This window comes from Sphingomonas sp. OTU376 (genome assembly GCF_038440415.1).
Classification (GTDB): domain Bacteria; phylum Pseudomonadota; class Alphaproteobacteria; order Sphingomonadales; family Sphingomonadaceae; genus Sphingomonas; species Sphingomonas kyeonggiensis_A.
Genome location: NZ_JASATQ010000015.1, coordinates 16826 through 32727 on the forward strand (window position 1 = coordinate 16826; position 15902 = coordinate 32727).

General features: G+C 64.3%; 14 protein-coding genes and 2 pseudogenes. 9 read left to right on the forward strand and 7 right to left on the reverse strand.

The genetic code is table 11. From position 1 onward, the window contains the following. Nucleotides 1-25 precede the first annotated feature (25 nt). Nucleotides 26-1222: a DUF2252 family protein gene (locus tag AAHM44_RS08610; RefSeq protein ID WP_342249713.1), complete on the reverse strand. Its 1197-nt coding sequence runs from the start codon at nt 1220-1222 to the stop codon at nt 26-28. 204 nt (nt 1223-1426) lie between these two features. On the opposite strand from AAHM44_RS08610, the pseudogene AAHM44_RS08615 reads away from it, so the two are divergent. The 3 genes and pseudogenes from AAHM44_RS08615 to AAHM44_RS08625 form a co-directional block, all read left to right on the forward strand. Next, nucleotides 1427-1723: pseudogene (locus AAHM44_RS08615) on the forward strand (PHP domain-containing protein); the annotation flags it as partial. Between the two features lie 257 nt (nt 1724-1980). Continuing rightward, nucleotides 1981-3237: a DUF763 domain-containing protein gene (locus AAHM44_RS08620; RefSeq protein WP_342249714.1), complete on the forward strand. Its 1257-nt coding sequence runs from the start codon at nt 1981-1983 to the stop codon at nt 3235-3237. 294 nt (nt 3238-3531) lie between these two features. Then, nucleotides 3532-4095, forward strand: coding sequence for a 3'-5' exonuclease (locus AAHM44_RS08625; protein ID WP_342249715.1), 564 nt, complete (start codon nt 3532-3534; stop codon nt 4093-4095). A 333-nt stretch (nt 4096-4428) separates the two neighbouring features. On the opposite strand, the pseudogene ligD reads toward AAHM44_RS08625, so the two are convergent. Next, nucleotides 4429-6240: pseudogene (ligD, locus tag AAHM44_RS08630) on the reverse strand (DNA ligase D); the annotation flags it as partial. A gap of 165 nt (nt 6241-6405) precedes the next feature. Between ligD and AAHM44_RS08635 the strand changes: the two are divergent. Further along, a complete protein-coding gene (locus AAHM44_RS08635; protein ID WP_342249717.1) occupies nt 6406-6582 on the forward strand; it encodes a DUF3606 domain-containing protein in 177 nt (58 codons plus the stop codon). A gap of 36 nt (nt 6583-6618) precedes the next feature. Here the strand turns inward: AAHM44_RS08635 and AAHM44_RS08640 are convergent, their stop codons facing one another. Together AAHM44_RS08640 and AAHM44_RS08645 are read right to left on the reverse strand one after the other, a co-directional pair. Continuing rightward, the gene (locus AAHM44_RS08640) at nt 6619-7026 is read right to left on the reverse strand and encodes a hypothetical protein (protein WP_342249718.1); all 408 of its coding nucleotides are present in this window, start codon (nt 7024-7026) and stop codon (nt 6619-6621) included. 12 nt (nt 7027-7038) lie between these two features. Further along, complete coding sequence (locus AAHM44_RS08645) at nt 7039-7560, reverse strand: SOS response-associated peptidase family protein (protein WP_342249719.1); 522 nt, start codon at nt 7558-7560, stop codon at nt 7039-7041. A gap of 49 nt (nt 7561-7609) precedes the next feature. On the opposite strand from AAHM44_RS08645, the gene AAHM44_RS08650 reads away from it, so the two are divergent. From AAHM44_RS08650 to AAHM44_RS08665, 4 genes are all read left to right on the forward strand, one after another. Then, entirely contained in the window at nt 7610-8236 is a 627-nt protein-coding gene (locus AAHM44_RS08650; protein ID WP_342249720.1) for an SOS response-associated peptidase, read from the forward strand. 233 nt (nt 8237-8469) lie between these two features. Continuing rightward, a complete protein-coding gene (locus tag AAHM44_RS08655; protein ID WP_269575821.1) occupies nt 8470-8766 on the forward strand; it encodes a plasmid stabilization protein in 297 nt (98 codons plus the stop codon). Then, entirely contained in the window at nt 8763-9542 is a 780-nt protein-coding gene (locus AAHM44_RS08660) for a histidine phosphatase family protein (protein WP_116842209.1), read from the forward strand. The genes AAHM44_RS08655 and AAHM44_RS08660 overlap by 4 nt, the downstream gene beginning before the upstream one ends. Beyond that, the gene (locus AAHM44_RS08665) at nt 9539-10414 is read left to right on the forward strand and encodes an NAD(P)H-hydrate dehydratase (protein ID WP_269575822.1); all 876 of its coding nucleotides are present in this window, start codon (nt 9539-9541) and stop codon (nt 10412-10414) included. The genes AAHM44_RS08660 and AAHM44_RS08665 overlap by 4 nt, the downstream gene beginning before the upstream one ends. Here AAHM44_RS08665 and AAHM44_RS08670 read toward each other — a convergent pair. The 3 genes from AAHM44_RS08670 to AAHM44_RS08680 form a co-directional block, all read right to left on the reverse strand. Continuing rightward, nucleotides 10411-11553 carry a glycoside hydrolase family 130 protein gene (locus tag AAHM44_RS08670; RefSeq protein WP_342249721.1) on the reverse strand — a complete coding sequence of 381 codons (1143 nt, stop codon included), beginning with the start codon at nt 11551-11553 and terminating at the stop codon, nt 10411-10413. The two genes, AAHM44_RS08665 and AAHM44_RS08670, sit on opposite strands and share 4 nt — an antisense overlap. Next, nucleotides 11550-12332, reverse strand: a complete 783-nt coding sequence (locus AAHM44_RS08675) for an SDR family oxidoreductase (RefSeq protein ID WP_342249722.1) — start codon at nt 12330-12332, stop codon at nt 11550-11552. The genes AAHM44_RS08670 and AAHM44_RS08675 overlap by 4 nt, the downstream gene beginning before the upstream one ends. A 102-nt stretch (nt 12333-12434) precedes the next feature. Beyond that, entirely contained in the window at nt 12435-12647 is a 213-nt protein-coding gene (locus AAHM44_RS08680) for a hypothetical protein (RefSeq protein ID WP_269575825.1), read from the reverse strand. A 108-nt stretch (nt 12648-12755) separates the two neighbouring features. Between AAHM44_RS08680 and AAHM44_RS08685 the strand changes: the two genes are divergently transcribed. Continuing rightward, the gene (locus AAHM44_RS08685) at nt 12756-15047 is read left to right on the forward strand and encodes a hypothetical protein (RefSeq protein WP_342249723.1); all 2292 of its coding nucleotides are present in this window, start codon (nt 12756-12758) and stop codon (nt 15045-15047) included. The last annotated feature ends 855 nt before the right edge of the window (nt 15048-15902 follow it).

Genomic DNA, 15902 nt, shown 5'->3' on the forward strand with positions numbered 1-15902 from the left:
GCACATCCGCCGCGCCACCATGGGGCTACGCGGCCTGGGCAAGCGCGTAGCGGCGGCAATGCTCGAGATAGCCCGCCTCGTGGCTGGCGGTGAGGTCGACGATGCTGTCCCACAACCAGGTCGGAGCATCGATGCTCGCGCTTTGGCGCCGCGCGATCGCACGACCCCAGCTGGCGCGGTCGCTCGCATCCATCTGCCGCGCATGCGCGAGGCCCACGACATAGGCGAGATAGCGCGCCGCGCGCGTTGCCTCGGACCGGGAGAATTGCGCGATCTCGAGCTTGAGGTCCTGCGGCATCAGCTCGCGCAGCACGACCGGCTTGCCGAGGACGTGCGTTGCCAGCATCCGTTCCCCGAGATTGGGCGCGAGCGCCGTGGCGCCTGCCACGACGCGCTCCGCATGGTCGCGCGGCATCGCGCGGCCATGGCCGGTCGGCGCGATGGCGGGAACCGCCTCCTTCAAGTCGATCAGCGCATATTCCGCGGGTTTCTTGCGCGTGCCGCCGATCGAGACGAGCGCGGCGAAGCGCAGATTGCCAAGCGAGCTGCAGCCCTTTTTCCAATAGGCGGCGTCGATCAGACGGACCCGGTCGCTTTCGTCGCGCGCGCTCAGCGACAGGATCAGCGCGGTTACGGCCGGATCTTCGAATAATTGGTCGAGCGCCGCTTTCTCGTCGGATGCGAGCGGCCAGAATTTCTTCCCGAGCGGCAGCTTCGGCTCGACATCGTCGAGCCGTTCATCCGCGAGGTGTCGCCAGCGTCGGCCAAGGGCACGCCGCCGCACCGCGCGCACGACGTTGGGCTCTGGCGTTTCCGCCTCTCCCTGCTCGGCCATCGCCAGTGCATAGCCCTCGACCATCTGCTCGATCATCTGCGCGGTGGTCACGCCGGGCAGGTCCGAGCCACGCGCAGCGGTCGCGAGCGAGAGGCCCAGGCGAATGAGGTCGTGGGCGGGATTCCCGATGACGGTCTGGTCGAGGTCGCGAATCTGCACGTCGACCCTGCCCTCGGCATCGGCGATCGGGCCCAAATTGCCGAGGTGGCAGTCGCCGCAGATCCAGATCGCCGGTCCGGCCGGCAGTCGCGCCGCCGAGCGCGAGTCCGCCAGCCACTCGTAGAATTTCGCGGTGTTGCCGCGGACATAGGCATGCGTCGAACGCGCCATCTTGAGCGCGCGGCTCCGTTCCAGGTCGCGGAGCCGGTCGTCGAAATTCTGCTTCATTGCTGCTCCGTTGCTCGATTGTAAGGAAACAACGCTCGGCGCAGCCGAATGCCCGCTAGGGGCACATAATTATCGTGTGCGGCCAGCGTCTCCCGATCCCCGATGCATCGCCGGTAGAGAAAGCGCGGCAGGGCCGGCGCGATTGGAATCGACACGCGGAACAAGAACATATAGGGAACGATGTTTTGCCGAAAGCGAAGCCCGATGTCCGCTTCCCGCTACGTCGAACTCCAGGTCACGACGCATTTCAGCTTCCTGCGCGGGGCTTCTTCACCCGAGGAGCTGTTCGCCGCCGCGGCGATGCTCGAGATGCCTGCGCTCGGGATTGCCGACCGCAACTCGGTCGCCGGAATCGTCCGTGCGTGGGATGCGCAGCGCGCCACGGGCGTGCGCTCGATCGCCGGCTGCCGGCTCGACCTGGCGGACGAGACCGGGCTGCTCGTCTATTCGACCGACCGCATGGCCTATGGCCGGCTGACCCGGCTGCTCTCGGTCGGCAAGCCCTCCTCGGAGGTGAGCAGCGAACCGGTCAACCGGAATCCACCCTCGACCGTGTCGACACTGATGCAGTCGCTGTCGACCGGAGCCGCCTCGCCTTGCGGCAACCGGATGATCTCCATTGCCTCATCATTCCCTTCTTGGCTCGACCCGTTGTTCACAATCTGTTCCCGATCTGCTATGTGCATTGCCATGAACGCGCAGCCGCCCTCTAAGATCATCGCCTGGCCGCGGGTTGAGCGTCGCGGGATGCTTCCGGCATGAGCCGCCGGGGCGGCAGCGCCGACCTGCCCCTCCATGGGGGACGCGTACCGGCCTGGCTCGGCGAGCGCATGACCAAGCTCGGCACGATCCTCGTCGAGGCAATCGTCCTCGAATATGGCCGCGACGAATTGCTGCGCCGCCTCGCCCATCCCTTCTGGTTCCAGTGTTTCGGCGCGGTGATGGGCATGGACTGGCACTCGTCCGGCATCACGACGAGCGTGCTCGGGTCGCTCAAGCGTGGCCTGGCGCCCCGCGCGCACGAACTCGGCATCCATGTCTGCGGCGGACGCGGCAAGCATAGCCGCGCGACGCCCGCCGAACTGCTCACCGTCGGCGCGCGCACCGGGCTCGACGGCACGGCTCTAGGCCATGCCAGCCGCCTCGTCGCCAAGGTCGACAGCGCCGCCGTCCAGGACGGCTTCCAACTGTATCTCCACGGCTTCATCGTCACCGACGAGGGCCGCTGGGTCATCGTCCAGCAGGGCATGAATGGCGATCACCGCCAAGCGCGACGCTATCATTGGCTGAGCGAGGGACTGGAGAGCTTCGTCGACGCGCCGCACGCCGCGATCGACGGGCGCGACCAGGGCGTCATCGTCAATCTCGCCGACCGGCGGGCCGAGGCATCGCGGCAAGGACAGCTCGAATTGCTCGGCTCGATCGGTCCCGACGGCATCGCCCGCGAGCTCGCGCGCTTCGTGGCGCCCGCCCCGCCCGATGCCCAGGCGTTGCTGCCGCATCTCGTGCTGCCCGATCACCACGACGTCCGCCCCGAGAATATCATCGGCCGCCGATTGCACGGCGCGCTTGCCGCAGCCGCCGAGCAAGGGCCAAAGGATTTCGCCGACCTGCTGCTCGTGCCGGGCGTCGGGGCCCGGACGGTGCGCGCGCTGGCGATGGTCGCGGAGGTGGTGCACGGCGCACCCTGCCGGTTCAGCGATCCGGCGCGCTTCTCGCTCGTGCACGGCGGCAAGGACCGGCATCCCTATCCCGTGCCGATCAAGGTCTACGACCATACGATCTCGGTGATGAAGGCAGCGGTCCGCCATGCCCGGCTCGGCCACAGCGAGGAACTCGACGCGATCCGGCGACTCGATGCCCAGGCGCGCCGGTTGGAATCCAGCGCGACCGGTCCGTCGGTAGAAGCATTGATCGCGGAGGAACGCCACAATTCGCACAGCTATGGCGGGCGCAGCGTGTTCGGCGAGGAGCCGCCGCCAAGCGGGGTTGCGATTCCGGCCGAGGGCGCTTGAAGTCGAGGCGATCCGATCATGAGGGATCGCCGAAATTCCTGCCGCTCCAATGTCTTGACCGATTGAAAATCCGATCCGGCCTCCCACATCAAGTTGATCGTTCAACAACGGAAAGGAGGTGGTCAGATGTCTCATTGTCACATGCCGCGCGCGGCAGGATCTTCGAGCATGACCTCCACCGCGGGGGTCCGGCTCGGCTGAGCTGTCCGCGTTCGGATGACAATGGAAGGGCCGTCTCGAAAGGGGCGGCCCTTCACATATGCAGCCTTGTCGTGCTGCAGGCGTTCCGGTCCCATGCTGGTCTTTCTCGACTTCGAAGCCTCGTCGCTCGGCAAGCATAGCTATCCGATAGAGGTCGCCTGGATATTCGCCGACGGGCGTTCCGAGACGCACCTGATCCGTCCGGCGCCCGCCTGGATCGATTGGGACGAAGAAGCCCAGGCAATTCATGGGATAACGCGCGAGACGCTCGCCCTGCATGGCACGCCGCATGATCTCATCGCCCAGCGGATGATCGATCAACTTACGGGGCACGATCTTCTGGCGAGCGCGCCTTCCTGGGACGGCAAATGGCTCAGCGCCCTGCTGCGCGCCGCCGGCTATCCGCGCCACAGCCTGAGGCTGCGCCGCACCGCCGAGGCCCTGCGCGAATGCGCTTGGTCGATTTTGGCGCCGAAGCTGGCCGACGAAGATGTCGTAGCGGCGATCGAAGCGATCCTGACGCGGCACGAAAATGGCGCATCGGGCGAAGCGCCTGCCCATCGCGCGCTGCCCGATGCGCAGGCCGACCGCGCCCGATGGCTGGCAGTCTGCGATGCTGCACGCGAGGTCGCCGCGGCGAAGGTTGGGGATCCTTGAAGACATGCCCCCGGCAGGCAAAAATCCCGTTACGCCCGATGGGCGTTATTTCGTGGTCCGCGGGCGGCTCTGGCGCATGTCAGACCCATCCCTTCCCGCGCACGAGCGGGAAAAACTGGTTCACGAATTGATGACGGCGCGGCGGGCGGTCGGAATGGCTCGCCGCGCTGCCGACGCGGATGCCCAGAACAGTGCGCGTGCTGCAGTCGATCGAGCAAAGCGCGCGCTCGGCGAACGCGGGCCAGTGTGGTGGAGCGATGGCTCCGAGGACTATAATTGCCGCATGGCGCGCAACACCCCCTATGCCGAGTGGTATGCTGGTATTCCTGAACTTTACAGGTCGGGCAGCACTTGATCCGCGCGTCCCCATCCAGACAGCGCCTTGGATGCAGCCCTTTTCACCAACTCCGCAGCATCGCCGATATGGAAATGCGACGGCTTCTCGATCGTCTCCATTTCCTTCCAGGTGATCGGCGCGGCCACCGGCGCCTCGGGACGCGCGCGTACCGCGTAAGGCATCACCGCGGTCGCGCCGCGCTGGTTACGCAGATAGTCGACGAAGATGCGGCCCTTACGCTGCACCTTGGGCAAGGCGGCAGTGAAATTCTCCGGATCGCTCTGCGCCACCGCCTGGGCAAGGCGATGGGCGAAGTCCTTCACCTCGGCCCACTCCGCCTTGGGCACGAGTGGCGCGATGACGTGGATGCCCTTGCCGCCGGTCGCCATCGGGAAGGTCTCGAGTCCGATTGACTTCAGGATGTCGCGGAAATGGAAGGCGGCCTTTCGCACTGCTTCGAAGTCCAGCCCCTCGTCAGGGTCGAGATCGAAGACCAGCCGGTCGGCCTTCTCGACATCCTCGATCCTGGCACCCCAGCCATGGAATTCGATCGTCCCCATCTGCACGCAGGTCAGCAGCCCGTCGGCCGTGTCGACGAACAGATAAGGCTCCTCATGCCCGTCCTTCTCGAGAATGCCGACATGCTTGACCGTGTCGCCGAAGCTGCCGGCATCGTGCTTTTGGAAAAAGCACTTCTTCGCACGGCCCTGCGGACAGCGCACCAGGCTGATCGGCCGGCTCCCACACCACGGAAGCATGATCGGCGCCACCGCGGCATAATAGTCGGCGAGCGCGCCCTTGGTGATGCTCGATTCCGGAAAGATGACGCGGTCGCGGTTGCTGATCTTGACGCTGGACGCTGCCGGCACAGCAGCCGATTCGACGTGCGCCTCGACCTCGAGCACGACCGCTTCGGGCTTCTTGTCCTCGCGCAGCCCCAGATAGCTGGGATGCCGCAGCGTGCCCTCGTTGGTCATCTCGGTATAGGCGATCTCGGCGACCAATTTGGGCTTCAACCAATGTGCGCCGCGTACCTCGGCGCGCGGCGCCTTCACCGTCGGCTCCTTCTGCTCGATCGGCGCCATGATCTCCATCAGACGCAGCAGCTCGGCGGTATTGAACCCCGTTCCGACCTTGCCGGCATAGCGCAGCGCGCCATCCTCATGGATACCCAGGATCAGCGAGCGGAAGGTCCGCGACTTGTCCGAAGGCGTCCAGCCGATGATCACAAATTCCTGGCGCTTGATGCACTTGGTCTTGACCCAGGTGCCGCTGCGCGAGCCGACATATTTTGCGGTGGCGAGCTTGGAGATGACGCCTTCGAGATTGGCGCTGCAAAAATTCGCGAGCAGCTTCTCGCCGTTGCCGCGAATATGTTCGGAGTAGCGCAGGTGCGGGTTATCCTCCGGCAGGATGGCACGCAGCTTTTCCTTGCGCTCGAGCAGCGGCAGTCCGGTAAGATCCTCGCCGTTCAGCTCGAGCAGATCGAAGGCAAAATAGTCGATCGTACCGGGCGCGCCCTTGAGCGCGCCCTGCAACGCCTGGAAGCTCGACTTGCCGTTCGCGTCCAGCACGACAGACTCGCCGTCGATCAAAGCGGAATCGACCTTGAGCCCGGCAACCTCTTTTAGAATGGCCGAGAAACGGTCCGACCAGTCCAGACCGGAGCGCGTATAGGCGCGCGCCTCGCCCCCGCCGACCGCGATCAAAGCCCGGTACCCATCATACTTCATTTCGTGCAGCCAGCGGTCGCCCGAAGGAACGGCATCGACAAGCTGGGCAAGCTGTACCGGCCTAAACGGCGGCGGCACCTTTACCCGATCCGATTTTGGGCGCGCGCGACGTGCGGTAGAAGCGGACCTTTTCATCGTCCCTAGACTCAATTCAAGGCGGGTTCGTTCCGTGTCACGCCAAGCATTGGGAAACTCTTGAGAATCCGGAAGGTTGGAAGATCAGACAAGAGGAGCTTGAGCATGGCAGACGACAAGACGTTACGTGGACCGCAAGACAGCTCGCGCGTCGCGATGGGCGAGGAGTATGAAGTTTCCTACTGGACGGAAAAGTTCGGCGTCAGCCGGGAGCGCTTGCAGGAAGCGGTCGATGCCGTCGGCAATAGCGCCGACGCAGTCCGGGCCTATCTTGCGCGGTAGCGCCGGGCCAATCGGTTGAAGCGATAAGGTGCCAGCCTACCAGGGCAGCTCCTCGATAAAGAGGATCATCTCCTGAAAGGCGGGCGCCTCGAACCCGATTCCTGCTTCGCCTTCCACCAGAGGATGCTGTGCTGCCGCCTCGACGATGGCCTCGGGGTCGGACTGGCGGAGCGGGTCATGGGCCGCCGTCCATTTCGCCAGCGCCGTGACGCGCGCGTGGAGCGCCGCACCTGCGAGCGCGTCATCGGCAAACCCAGCATCGCGCGCATAGGCTTGCAGCACCGCTGCCTGAGACTGCGGATCCTGGCGATGCGCCGCCGGCAGCAGTGCCAGCACTTCGAGCGCCGCCGCGATCTGCCCGCCGATAAGGGGCACCGCGTTCAGGCGCTCGGTGGCGCTGCCGAGAGACGTTGCGGCTGCAACCGGCGATGTTTGCGAGAACATGGGTAAGCCCTTTCAGAAGGCCAGCATGCGCTGGCGATCGGCGAGCCCTTTCGGGCCCACTTCCTCGATATGAAAACTATGTTTCGGCAGCGCGCGCAGCAGCTCGGACTCGGGCTGAGCGAGGTCGAGCCAGGCAATATTCTGCCGCCGCAGCAACACCGCGCCCTGCCGCTCCTGATAGAAAAAGATATCCGGTCCGGCCTCGATCGTGATGATCGCGTAGCTGACGTCGCGCTCACCCGAGGAAGGCCGCCAGATGCCGGCGAGATAGAAGAAGTTGCCGTCGTCGAGCGTGACCCGGAACTTGCGGTCGCCATTGGTTACCTGGAACTCGCTCGCTGGCACGAGACAGCGCTGATGCGGAAAGCTGCGTCCCTCGGAACGGATGAAGCGGAACGGCTTGCCCTCCGGCTCCCACGGCTCGAGACCCCAGCTCGCTTCGATCGCCTGAGGCTTGCCCGTGCGCGGATTGCGCCGGATGATGATCTTGCGGCTGCCAAAGGGTGCATCCGACTCGAAGGGCCTTGCTTGCATGGTGAGAACATAATGCGAACATGCTCGAGGTGCAAATCGGGAGCTCGCCATGTGCAATGACTATCGCCTCGAGGTCGATATCGCCTCGATCATGGAGGATTTCGACGAGCTCGAGATCGCGATCGACACGCCCGAGGGCACGCCGAATGTCGCAGCCCGCGAAGACATCAAGATCACCGATATCGCGCCGATCGTCGCCGGTGTGGCGGGGGCCCGCGCGCGTGGAGCTCTCCTCAATCGCAGATGGAGCTGGCCGGGGCCGACGGGAAAGCCCGTCTACAATTATCGCGCGGAAAGCCGGGAATTCCAGTCCAACCGATGCCTGATCCTGACGGACGGCTTCTACGAATTCACCAAGGCGGAAGACCCCAAACAGAAGCGGCAGAACAAATGGCTGTTCACGCTCGAGGAGCATGACTGGTTCGCTATTGCCGGCATCTGGCGCAAGCATCCGGAGGTCGGCGAAGCCTTTACGATGCTGACTCTCGACGCCGGCTCAGACGTCGCGCCCTATCACCATCGCCAGATAATTCCTCTGGCTCGCGACCAATGGTCGGCTTGGCTGGATCCCGCGATACCGGCAGCCGATATACTCCGCATCCTCCCACCCGGCAGCCTGAAGGTCCGCCAAGTCCATGGCGCTCCGCCCGGGGTCGATTCCTCCCTGCTCCTCTAGCTGGCACCACGCAGAGTCAGTTGACGATAGGGTGGCTCGCCTGCTCTTTTTGAACGGCACCCTGCCGGATATAGGCGCCAAGTGCCTTGTGACGATCGCGATCGAACCGACGCGCCTAGGTCGTCGGCAACGTCCCATTGCGGCGCGGCGCCATGCAAAATTCCCTCCTGCGCGCGACCGGATCATTCTCCCGCCAGCGTCGTTGAAAAGCGCGTCTGTCGATGGAGAGGACCATGCCGCAGGGTGACAAGAGCGCCTATACCGACAAGCAGAAGCGTAAGGCCGAGCATATCGAGGAGGGTTACGAGGATCGAGGCACGCCCAAGAAGGAAGCTGAGCGCCGCGCCTGGGCGACCGTGAACAAGGAGTCAGGCGGCGGCAAGAAGTCCGGCTCGGGACGCGGTAAAAAACAGAATCACGATAGCGCCCGCAAAGGCGGCCAAAAAGGCGGCTCCAGCCAAAGCGCGGAGAAACGCTCCGCCGCCGCGAAGAAGGGTTGGGAGACCCGGCGTCGGCGCGGTAGCGCGTGAGTGGGGCCGAAACGTCCAGCTGGCCAGCGCGCCTCTGGCTGGTCCGCCATGGCCAGAGCGCCGGCAATGTCGCGCGCGACGCAGCTCATGCCGCGGGCCTCGAGCGCATTCCGATCGACATGCGTGACGTTGACGTACCGCTGTCGCAGTTGGGCGAACAGCAGGCCGACGCCCTTGGCCGCTGGTTTGCCGACGGTCAGGGCAACGGTCAGCCGGACGTCATCCTTTCCAGCCCCTATGTCCGCTCGCGCGAGACCGCCCGCCGCTTCCGCGACGCCGGCGGGGCCGCGCCGGACGAACCCGTTTGCGTCGACGAGCGGCTGCGCGAGAAAGAGTTCGGAATTCTCGACGGGCTCACCACCGCCGGCGTCGCGGCGCAGCTACCGCAACAGGCGGAATTTCGCCGTCTGCTCGGCAAATTCTATCACCGTCCGCCCGGTGGCGAGAGCTGGTGCGACGTGATCCTGCGCCTACGCAGCCTGCTCGACACCGTGTCGCTTCACTACGGCGGACGACATGTGATGATCGTCGGCCACCAAGTGGTGGTGCTCTGCCTGCGCTACATCATCGAGAATCTGAGCGAGGAAGAGATACTCTCGATCGACAGGAAGGGCGATGTCGCAAATTGCTCCGTCACGGAATATCGCTTCAACGCTTCGAAGGGGAAAGATGGCGGCCTTGAGCTGGTGCGCTACAATGAAATTGCCTCGATCGAACAGGATCCGGTTGCCGAGGTGACGAGCGAGCCGGACCGGGCCGTGGCGGCGCGCGGATGATCGCGTTACGTGCCGAATGGCTAACCGTCCATCCGCTTCCACGGGTCGACGCGGAGACCGACAAGAATGCGCGCGGCCGCGTGCTGGTGGCGGGCGGCTCGCTCACCGTTCCCGGCGCCCTCGCGCTGACCGGCGAAGCGGCTCTTCGTGCCGGGGCCGGCAAGGTCCAATTGGCCACGGTCGAGCAGGCCGCTCTTCCGCTGGGGATCGCAATGCCCGAGGCTGCGGTGTTCGGTCTGCCGGTAAACGGGACCGGAGAGATCGCCGCGAGCGCAGTCGCCAGACTGCTCGACCTTCTGGAAGCGTGCGACACCTTGGTGTTGGGCCCGGGCATGGGACCCGACTCAGCTGCATCCTCGATCGTGCGCCGGCTGCTGGCCAAACCCCTTGGAGAGCGCAGCATCCTGCTCGACGCAGCAGCGATCGGCGGCGCGAGCGGCTGCGCGGATGCCGTGCGCGGTCATGGTGGCCGTGTCGTACTGACGCCGCATCCCGGCGAGATGATGCAGTTGATGGGATGCGACGAGGACGAGGTGAGAGACAGGCCGGAGGCCCTTGCTCGATCGGCGGCGGAGCGGTTCGGCGCGACTGTCGTCCTCAAGCGCTCCGAGACATGGATCGCCGCGCCCGGCGAGGATGTGCTTTGCTATGAGGGCGGCGGGCCCGGTCTCGCGACCGGCGGCTCCGGCGATGTGCTCGCCGGCATCATGGGCGGTCTTCTTTCGCGCGGGGCGGCGCCCCGCATTGCCGCCGCCTGGGCAGTTTGGCTGCACGGCGAGGCCGGGCGCAACCGTGCGACGGTCTCGGGCAAGATCGGCTTCCTTGCCCGAGAGCTGCCTGGCGAAATTCCGAGATTGATGGCCGCAGGCTAGGCGGCCACCCCTACCCGTTCCGCCTGGAAGACGGTCTTGGGGATATGCGTGATGCGGCAGGCCAGATCCGCCTCGCCCGAAGCTACGACATAATGGTCGCCCGCATCGACGATCCCGGTCGTGAATACCACGTCGCGGACATACATCTTGTCTTCTAGCGGCTTGGTGAGATCGGGGGCTGCTTCGAGCAGCGCGCTGTGCTTGGTCCGGATGACCTTCGCGGGATCGTCCCGGTCTAGGATCGACCAATAGGTCCGGTAGATGCCGACGATCTCCTTGGGTTCGACGCCATGCCACAGGGTCAGCCAACCCTCATCGGTCAGAATCGGGGGCGTGCCGCCGCCCATCCGTGCGGTCGCGACCGTCGCCGCGTGCGGACGGATGCCGGGCTCGCGGTGTGGCTTCCAATGCAGCGCATCCGGCGAGGTCGCCAGATTGATCGACGGACCGCCGCGCCATTCGCTCCCTGGAGGATAGGTGAAATACAAATCTCCGAGCGGCCGGGTCTGTGCCCAGTACTTGCCGTCAACCAGGCCTTCGAAGATCAGCATGTCCTTGTTCTGGTGATCGAGGACGATGTCTTCGAAACGGAAGTCCAGACCGTTGTCCGAGCTGTAGAGTGTGGTCGAATGCCGCTCCGGGCTTACCGAGCAGGTCGTCATCAGCCAGCGGTCGCCGACTTTCGAGACCCGGGCATCCTCGATGCCGTAGCACTGGAAGCTGCCCTGCGGCGCAATTGCCTTGTCGTAATGGATCTCAACGATCTCGAGGCCGTCGGGGGTGAGTTCGACCGGCAGGATCCAGGACAGTGAGGTCAGCGCCATGACCTTCCACCGCCCGCCGCGAAGAAGGAATTTGCGGGGATCTGCGGTGTCAACGAGTTCGAGCGACCAGGCATCGAGGACATACTTGCCCTCCTCCCAGCGGATCGCGTGGATATAGCCATCGAAGACCGGCCGGCGAAGCGCTTCCGCCACCCGCACGAAGATAGCAAGGTTGCCGTTGGGAAGCCTGGTAAGCGCGGGGTTGAAGGCGCCGAGCACATAGGTCTCAGCCTCGAATTGCCCCGCCAGCGGCGAGCGGGTCAGGTCGATGTCGTCCGGGCCAAGGATCAGGCGATCAATCGGAAAGCCGCTCATTCTTCACCTCGTGCACGCGGCGCGATAACAACCTGCTGCACGTTCGCGCGGCGCGCCTGAGTGAGGACAAAGTGCACCGCGACAGCGATATCTTCCGCGCGGAGCATCGTCTCGTTGCGATTCTGCTCTGCCTGCTCTTCTGCAGTAAAACTTTGATACTGGAAATCAGCGCCGGTCTTTGCAGGCTCGACATTGCAGACCTTGATGCCTTTCGGCGCGAGCTCCTTGCGTAGTGCCTCGGCAAAACCGGCAACGCCAGCCTTCATGCCGGCATAAACGCTGGATCCCGCCCCCAAGATATGGGCGGAAACCGATCCGATGAACACGATGTCGCCCTTGTCCTTCATCACTTCCGCCGCCGCATGGGCAGTCGTGAGATAGGCGGTGAAGTCGGTCGCGATCGCGTAGCGCAGCTCGTCAGCGCTCATCTTGGTCACGCCTTGGGCTGGGATGGCTGCGTTGACGATCGCGATATCGAAATCCCCGAAGTAGCCCTTGGCTGCCTGAACGAAGCGGTCGACGCTTTCCGGTTCGGCTAGGTCGATCGCGATACCGTCGCCCTTCCCGACTTCGCGGATGCGCTCGAGCCCGTCCTTGAGATGTTGCGGGTCCCGACCGCAGACGAACACGTCGACGCCCTCCGAGGCAAGCAGAGTGGCGATGGCTCGCCCGATCCCGGTGGTGCCGCCGGTGATGATCGCTTTGCGCCCATCAAGGCTTGGCATTGCAGTATGCGCGTCGGACAGGTTTCGGGCGGGGGGGGCGGCTAAGTCTGACATGGACATCTCCTCGCCGCTCGAACCCCATGTGGCAGGGGGAGTTCCGAACAAAGCGCGCGCAAGAGGATAAATGCAGGAGAACCCCGCGAAGCTTCGTGTCCGTTACCGATCCGAGCCGGTGGTGGCGTTCGGATTTTCAGGCCCTTCATAGCCCTTGTCGCTCTGGCCGCCATCGAAATGGCCTCCGTCGCCGTCCGTATGCGGATTGGGGTAGGCGCCGCCCTTGCTCTCACCATTCGATGCGGGATCTTCGACACCGTCTGGCGCGCGCTTGCTTGCGCCGCCATCCGATTGCATCGGCTGCTTGTCGGCCATGTTCCGTCTCCTAGTGGTTGCCCACACCAACCTCCGGCCGAAGGCGTCGTTCCGACCGTAAGTTGATACCGAGGGAATCTTCATAACCTGGGTCAAGGAACGGAGGTGGTGCCGGAACCGGAGATCGGGACGGCCGGTTTGCGTGCCTGTTCTACCCAGATCAGCGGAGAAGGCATGGCGACAACCGCGCTCAAATCGAAGACATCGAGTGCCACTCCGTTCGTCCTGGCGCTACGCCGGGCGCTTGCGGAAGGCGCGACCAAGAAAATTGCGGATTGCGCGGTCGGCGCGCTGGACGTTGAAATGGTCCGCAGCCGCGATTCCGTCTGGGCGCTGATCCGACGTCAGGAGCAAGGCGGTCTCGCGTTACGTGCCGCCTATCTCCCAGATGAGTTCGAGGTGACCAAGCTGAAACCGGAAGCGGGCGAGTCCGTGCGGCTTCGGGTGACGAGCATACTCGGGGAACATCTCATTGTTGTCCGCGTCGGCGAAGACGCACTCGAGCACCTGCGCCTTACGGTGACGCTCACCCCTTCAGAATCCCTGCTTGTACCGTTCCTGCCGCGCGACCTGTATCCGCTCGACGCTAATGACGATCCCCTAGGTTCGTCCGGCACGGTCGAAGCGGGGCAACGCGGACTCAATTCGGGCTTGCTCTATTTCCGCCTCGATGAGCCTGCGTTCGGCAACGTCCTATACTTCCAGAACCTCACCGCGATGAATCCGTTCTATCGCGCAACCAAGACGAGCCCCGACGGCGCTGTGGGCGGCGTTTGGCCCGAACTCGGCTATCTGCCGCCGACGCCAACACAGAGCGGCACCCCGCCAACCGAGCCGCTGCCTGCCGGAGCCGAAGTCACTCTCTCCGACGCGATCCTGGTCTTCCGGCACCAAACCGATTCCGGGGAACGTGAATCAGCCCGGCAATTCCTTCAGATGCTCGGCGTCGCCTACAGGATGATCGACCACCCGCGTACCGACTTTCGCGACTGGATCGACCGTGCCGAACGTACGCTATGCGATCTGGACGAAGCGCCCGAGGCGACCATCCGGCACTATGGGCACCGCTACATTCATCCCTACACCGCGGCCGAATATCCCGACAGCATGGTTCAGATGTCGATCGTTGCGGCGATCCACGACTGGAGCAAGTGGCAGGGAGAACCCCATCCGCTCGAAGCGGAACTCAAGGCTGGCCTGGGCAAATTCTACGATCCGAAGCTCAAGGCGATGCGGCGCTATTTGCCCAATGTCGGCGACGACAAGGACGCAAATGCCGTGGACAGCTGGTACCTCTATCATCCGATGCTGAACCTGGGACGCCTCGCCTTGGATGGCGACGGTGAGGCGCGCGCACTGTTTCTGAAATCGATCGACTATGGAGTTAAGGCAGCCCAGCACTTCGAGTACAAATGGCCGGTCCAGTATAACGTCACCGACTTCTCGGTGATCACCGAGATCGCTGGGGCGGATGGCCGCGGCCAGACGGATGTCGGCGGAGTCTATGCCTGGGTGATGCTCCAGGCATTCGAGCTCACTGACGAGAAGCGCTTCCTCGACGAGGCGCGTGGGGCGATCGACGCCGCGGTGGGGCTGCGATTCAGCATCAACTATCAGGCGAACCTGACCGCGTGGGGCGCCGCAGCGTGCATGCGATTGTGGCGGATCACCTCGCAAGATGTGTATCTGGAGCAGAGCTACGTCTATCTCGCCAGCTTCTTCCACAATTGCGAAATCTGGGAGAGCGAGCTCGAGCTCGCCGTCCACTACCGTAACTTCCTTGGCGCGACATGCCTGCAAGATGCGCCGTACATGGCGATCTACGAATGCTTCGATGCCTACACGGCCTTCGAGAAGTATCTCGACGATAGCGGCCCCGACCTTGAGCCGGCCGCGCGCATGCTGATCGCTGAATATTGCAAATATGCGCTTGACCGCGCCTGGTACTATTATCCCGACGCACTGCCGCCCGAGGCGATCTCGCCGAAGCAGCGCGAGACCAATGGGCATGTCGATCGCAAGCTCTCCTTCCCGCTCGAGGATCTCTATCCCGACGGGCAGCTTGCCGGCCAGGTCGGCCAGGAGGTCTATGGGGCGGGCGCGGCGATGGTCTTCGCGACGCGTGCCTTTCACCAGGTCGAAGGTGCGCCCTTCCTTGTCCACTGCGATCATTTCGTTCGCGCGCGCGAACGCACGGGCGACAATGCTCTGACTCTGACCTTGGATGGCGGAGAGACCTGCACGGCCGGGTTTAGTCTCGTACGCCGGAAGCGGCGGAAGCTCCCGAGCGTCAGGCTCGTCACGGTGGGCGGAGATGCCTTACGCCCTCACTCCAGCTCCGCCGACCGCATCGACTATCGCGTGCCGGCGAACGGCCGCCTGATTCTGACCTGGAGCTGAAACCAAACGACGTCAGCCTACTCGGGTCGGCGACGTCGCAGGTTCCGGGTTGTGTGTGTCCATTCCGGAGCGTCCGTTGCTCGTGCGTCGGATCCCCTTCATAGGGGAGGAATGCAGGGAACACCCACGATTTTGGAGCGCGTCCGAAGCCTGATCGAGAGGCTGGCGCCGGCCCCGATCTGCGACGAGTGCATCTGCGAGAAGCTGAGCCTTTCTTGGAAATCCCAAGCAAACCAGGCTGCGCGCGAGCTGGTCGGGAGCGACCACTTTGAACGACTCAGCGATGTCTGCACGATTTGCGGGGGTCCCAAAATCACTACCAGGAAGGCGTTGAGATAGGCCTATTGCTGTCGATGGCAGTCTCGCTCTGACGCCTTCGGCAAGTAGCCGATCAAGCGGAGGCTAACGGCTCCTCGTGCCGCGCCCAGCCTTGAGCCGCCCGCCCTGCTCGTCAGACAGCTCACTCGCTATCATCAGCGCAGGATCGTGGCAGCGCCGGCGATCCTGGCAGCCGCGAGCCGTGCAGCACTCTAGTCGCTGTAGAGCCTGGAACGTCGCCGCAAGCTGTCTGCTGGGCGCCGAGGGCGCTCGGCAACGGCGGGCCAGTTGCGGTGCCGTCTCCCTATCGTGGAAATAAGATGAGGAGTCCGCCGGTGCCCGCAGTGACCAGCCATAATAGCGGACCGGGCGGCCACAACCGCAGAAACTCGGCCGATCTCGCTGACAGGTGCAGGAAGCAGCTCATATTCGTGTCAAGGTAGAGCCGGGACGCGAGAAACTTGACGAGAGCAGCGCGCGCCCCAGCGCCCCTTTCGGAACGCGGAGGGAACGATGAGCGCGCCCGGTGGTTCCATC

Excerpts from the sequence above, each read along its gene's own strand:
- AAHM44_RS08610 (WP_342249713.1), bottom strand. The coding sequence starts at position 1,222 with ATGAAGCAGAATTTCGACGACCGGCTCCGCGACCTGGAACGGAGCCGC.
- AAHM44_RS08620 (WP_342249714.1), top strand. The coding sequence starts at position 1,981 with ATGAGCCGCCGGGGCGGCAGCGCCGACCTGCCCCTCCATGGGGGACGC.
- AAHM44_RS08625 (WP_342249715.1), top strand. The coding sequence starts at position 3,532 with ATGCTGGTCTTTCTCGACTTCGAAGCCTCGTCGCTCGGCAAGCATAGC.
- AAHM44_RS08635 (WP_342249717.1), top strand. The coding sequence starts at position 6,406 with ATGGCAGACGACAAGACGTTACGTGGACCGCAAGACAGCTCGCGCGTC.
- AAHM44_RS08640 (WP_342249718.1), bottom strand. The coding sequence starts at position 7,026 with ATGTTCTCGCAAACATCGCCGGTTGCAGCCGCAACGTCTCTCGGCAGC.
- AAHM44_RS08645 (WP_342249719.1), bottom strand. The coding sequence starts at position 7,560 with ATGCAAGCAAGGCCCTTCGAGTCGGATGCACCCTTTGGCAGCCGCAAG.
- AAHM44_RS08650 (WP_342249720.1), top strand. The coding sequence starts at position 7,610 with ATGTGCAATGACTATCGCCTCGAGGTCGATATCGCCTCGATCATGGAG.
- AAHM44_RS08655 (WP_269575821.1), top strand. The coding sequence starts at position 8,470 with ATGCCGCAGGGTGACAAGAGCGCCTATACCGACAAGCAGAAGCGTAAG.
- AAHM44_RS08665 (WP_269575822.1), top strand. The coding sequence starts at position 9,539 with ATGATCGCGTTACGTGCCGAATGGCTAACCGTCCATCCGCTTCCACGG.
- AAHM44_RS08670 (WP_342249721.1), bottom strand. The coding sequence starts at position 11,553 with ATGAGCGGCTTTCCGATTGATCGCCTGATCCTTGGCCCGGACGACATC.
- AAHM44_RS08675 (WP_342249722.1), bottom strand. The coding sequence starts at position 12,332 with ATGTCAGACTTAGCCGCCCCCCCCGCCCGAAACCTGTCCGACGCGCAT.
- AAHM44_RS08680 (WP_269575825.1), bottom strand. The coding sequence starts at position 12,647 with ATGGCCGACAAGCAGCCGATGCAATCGGATGGCGGCGCAAGCAAGCGC.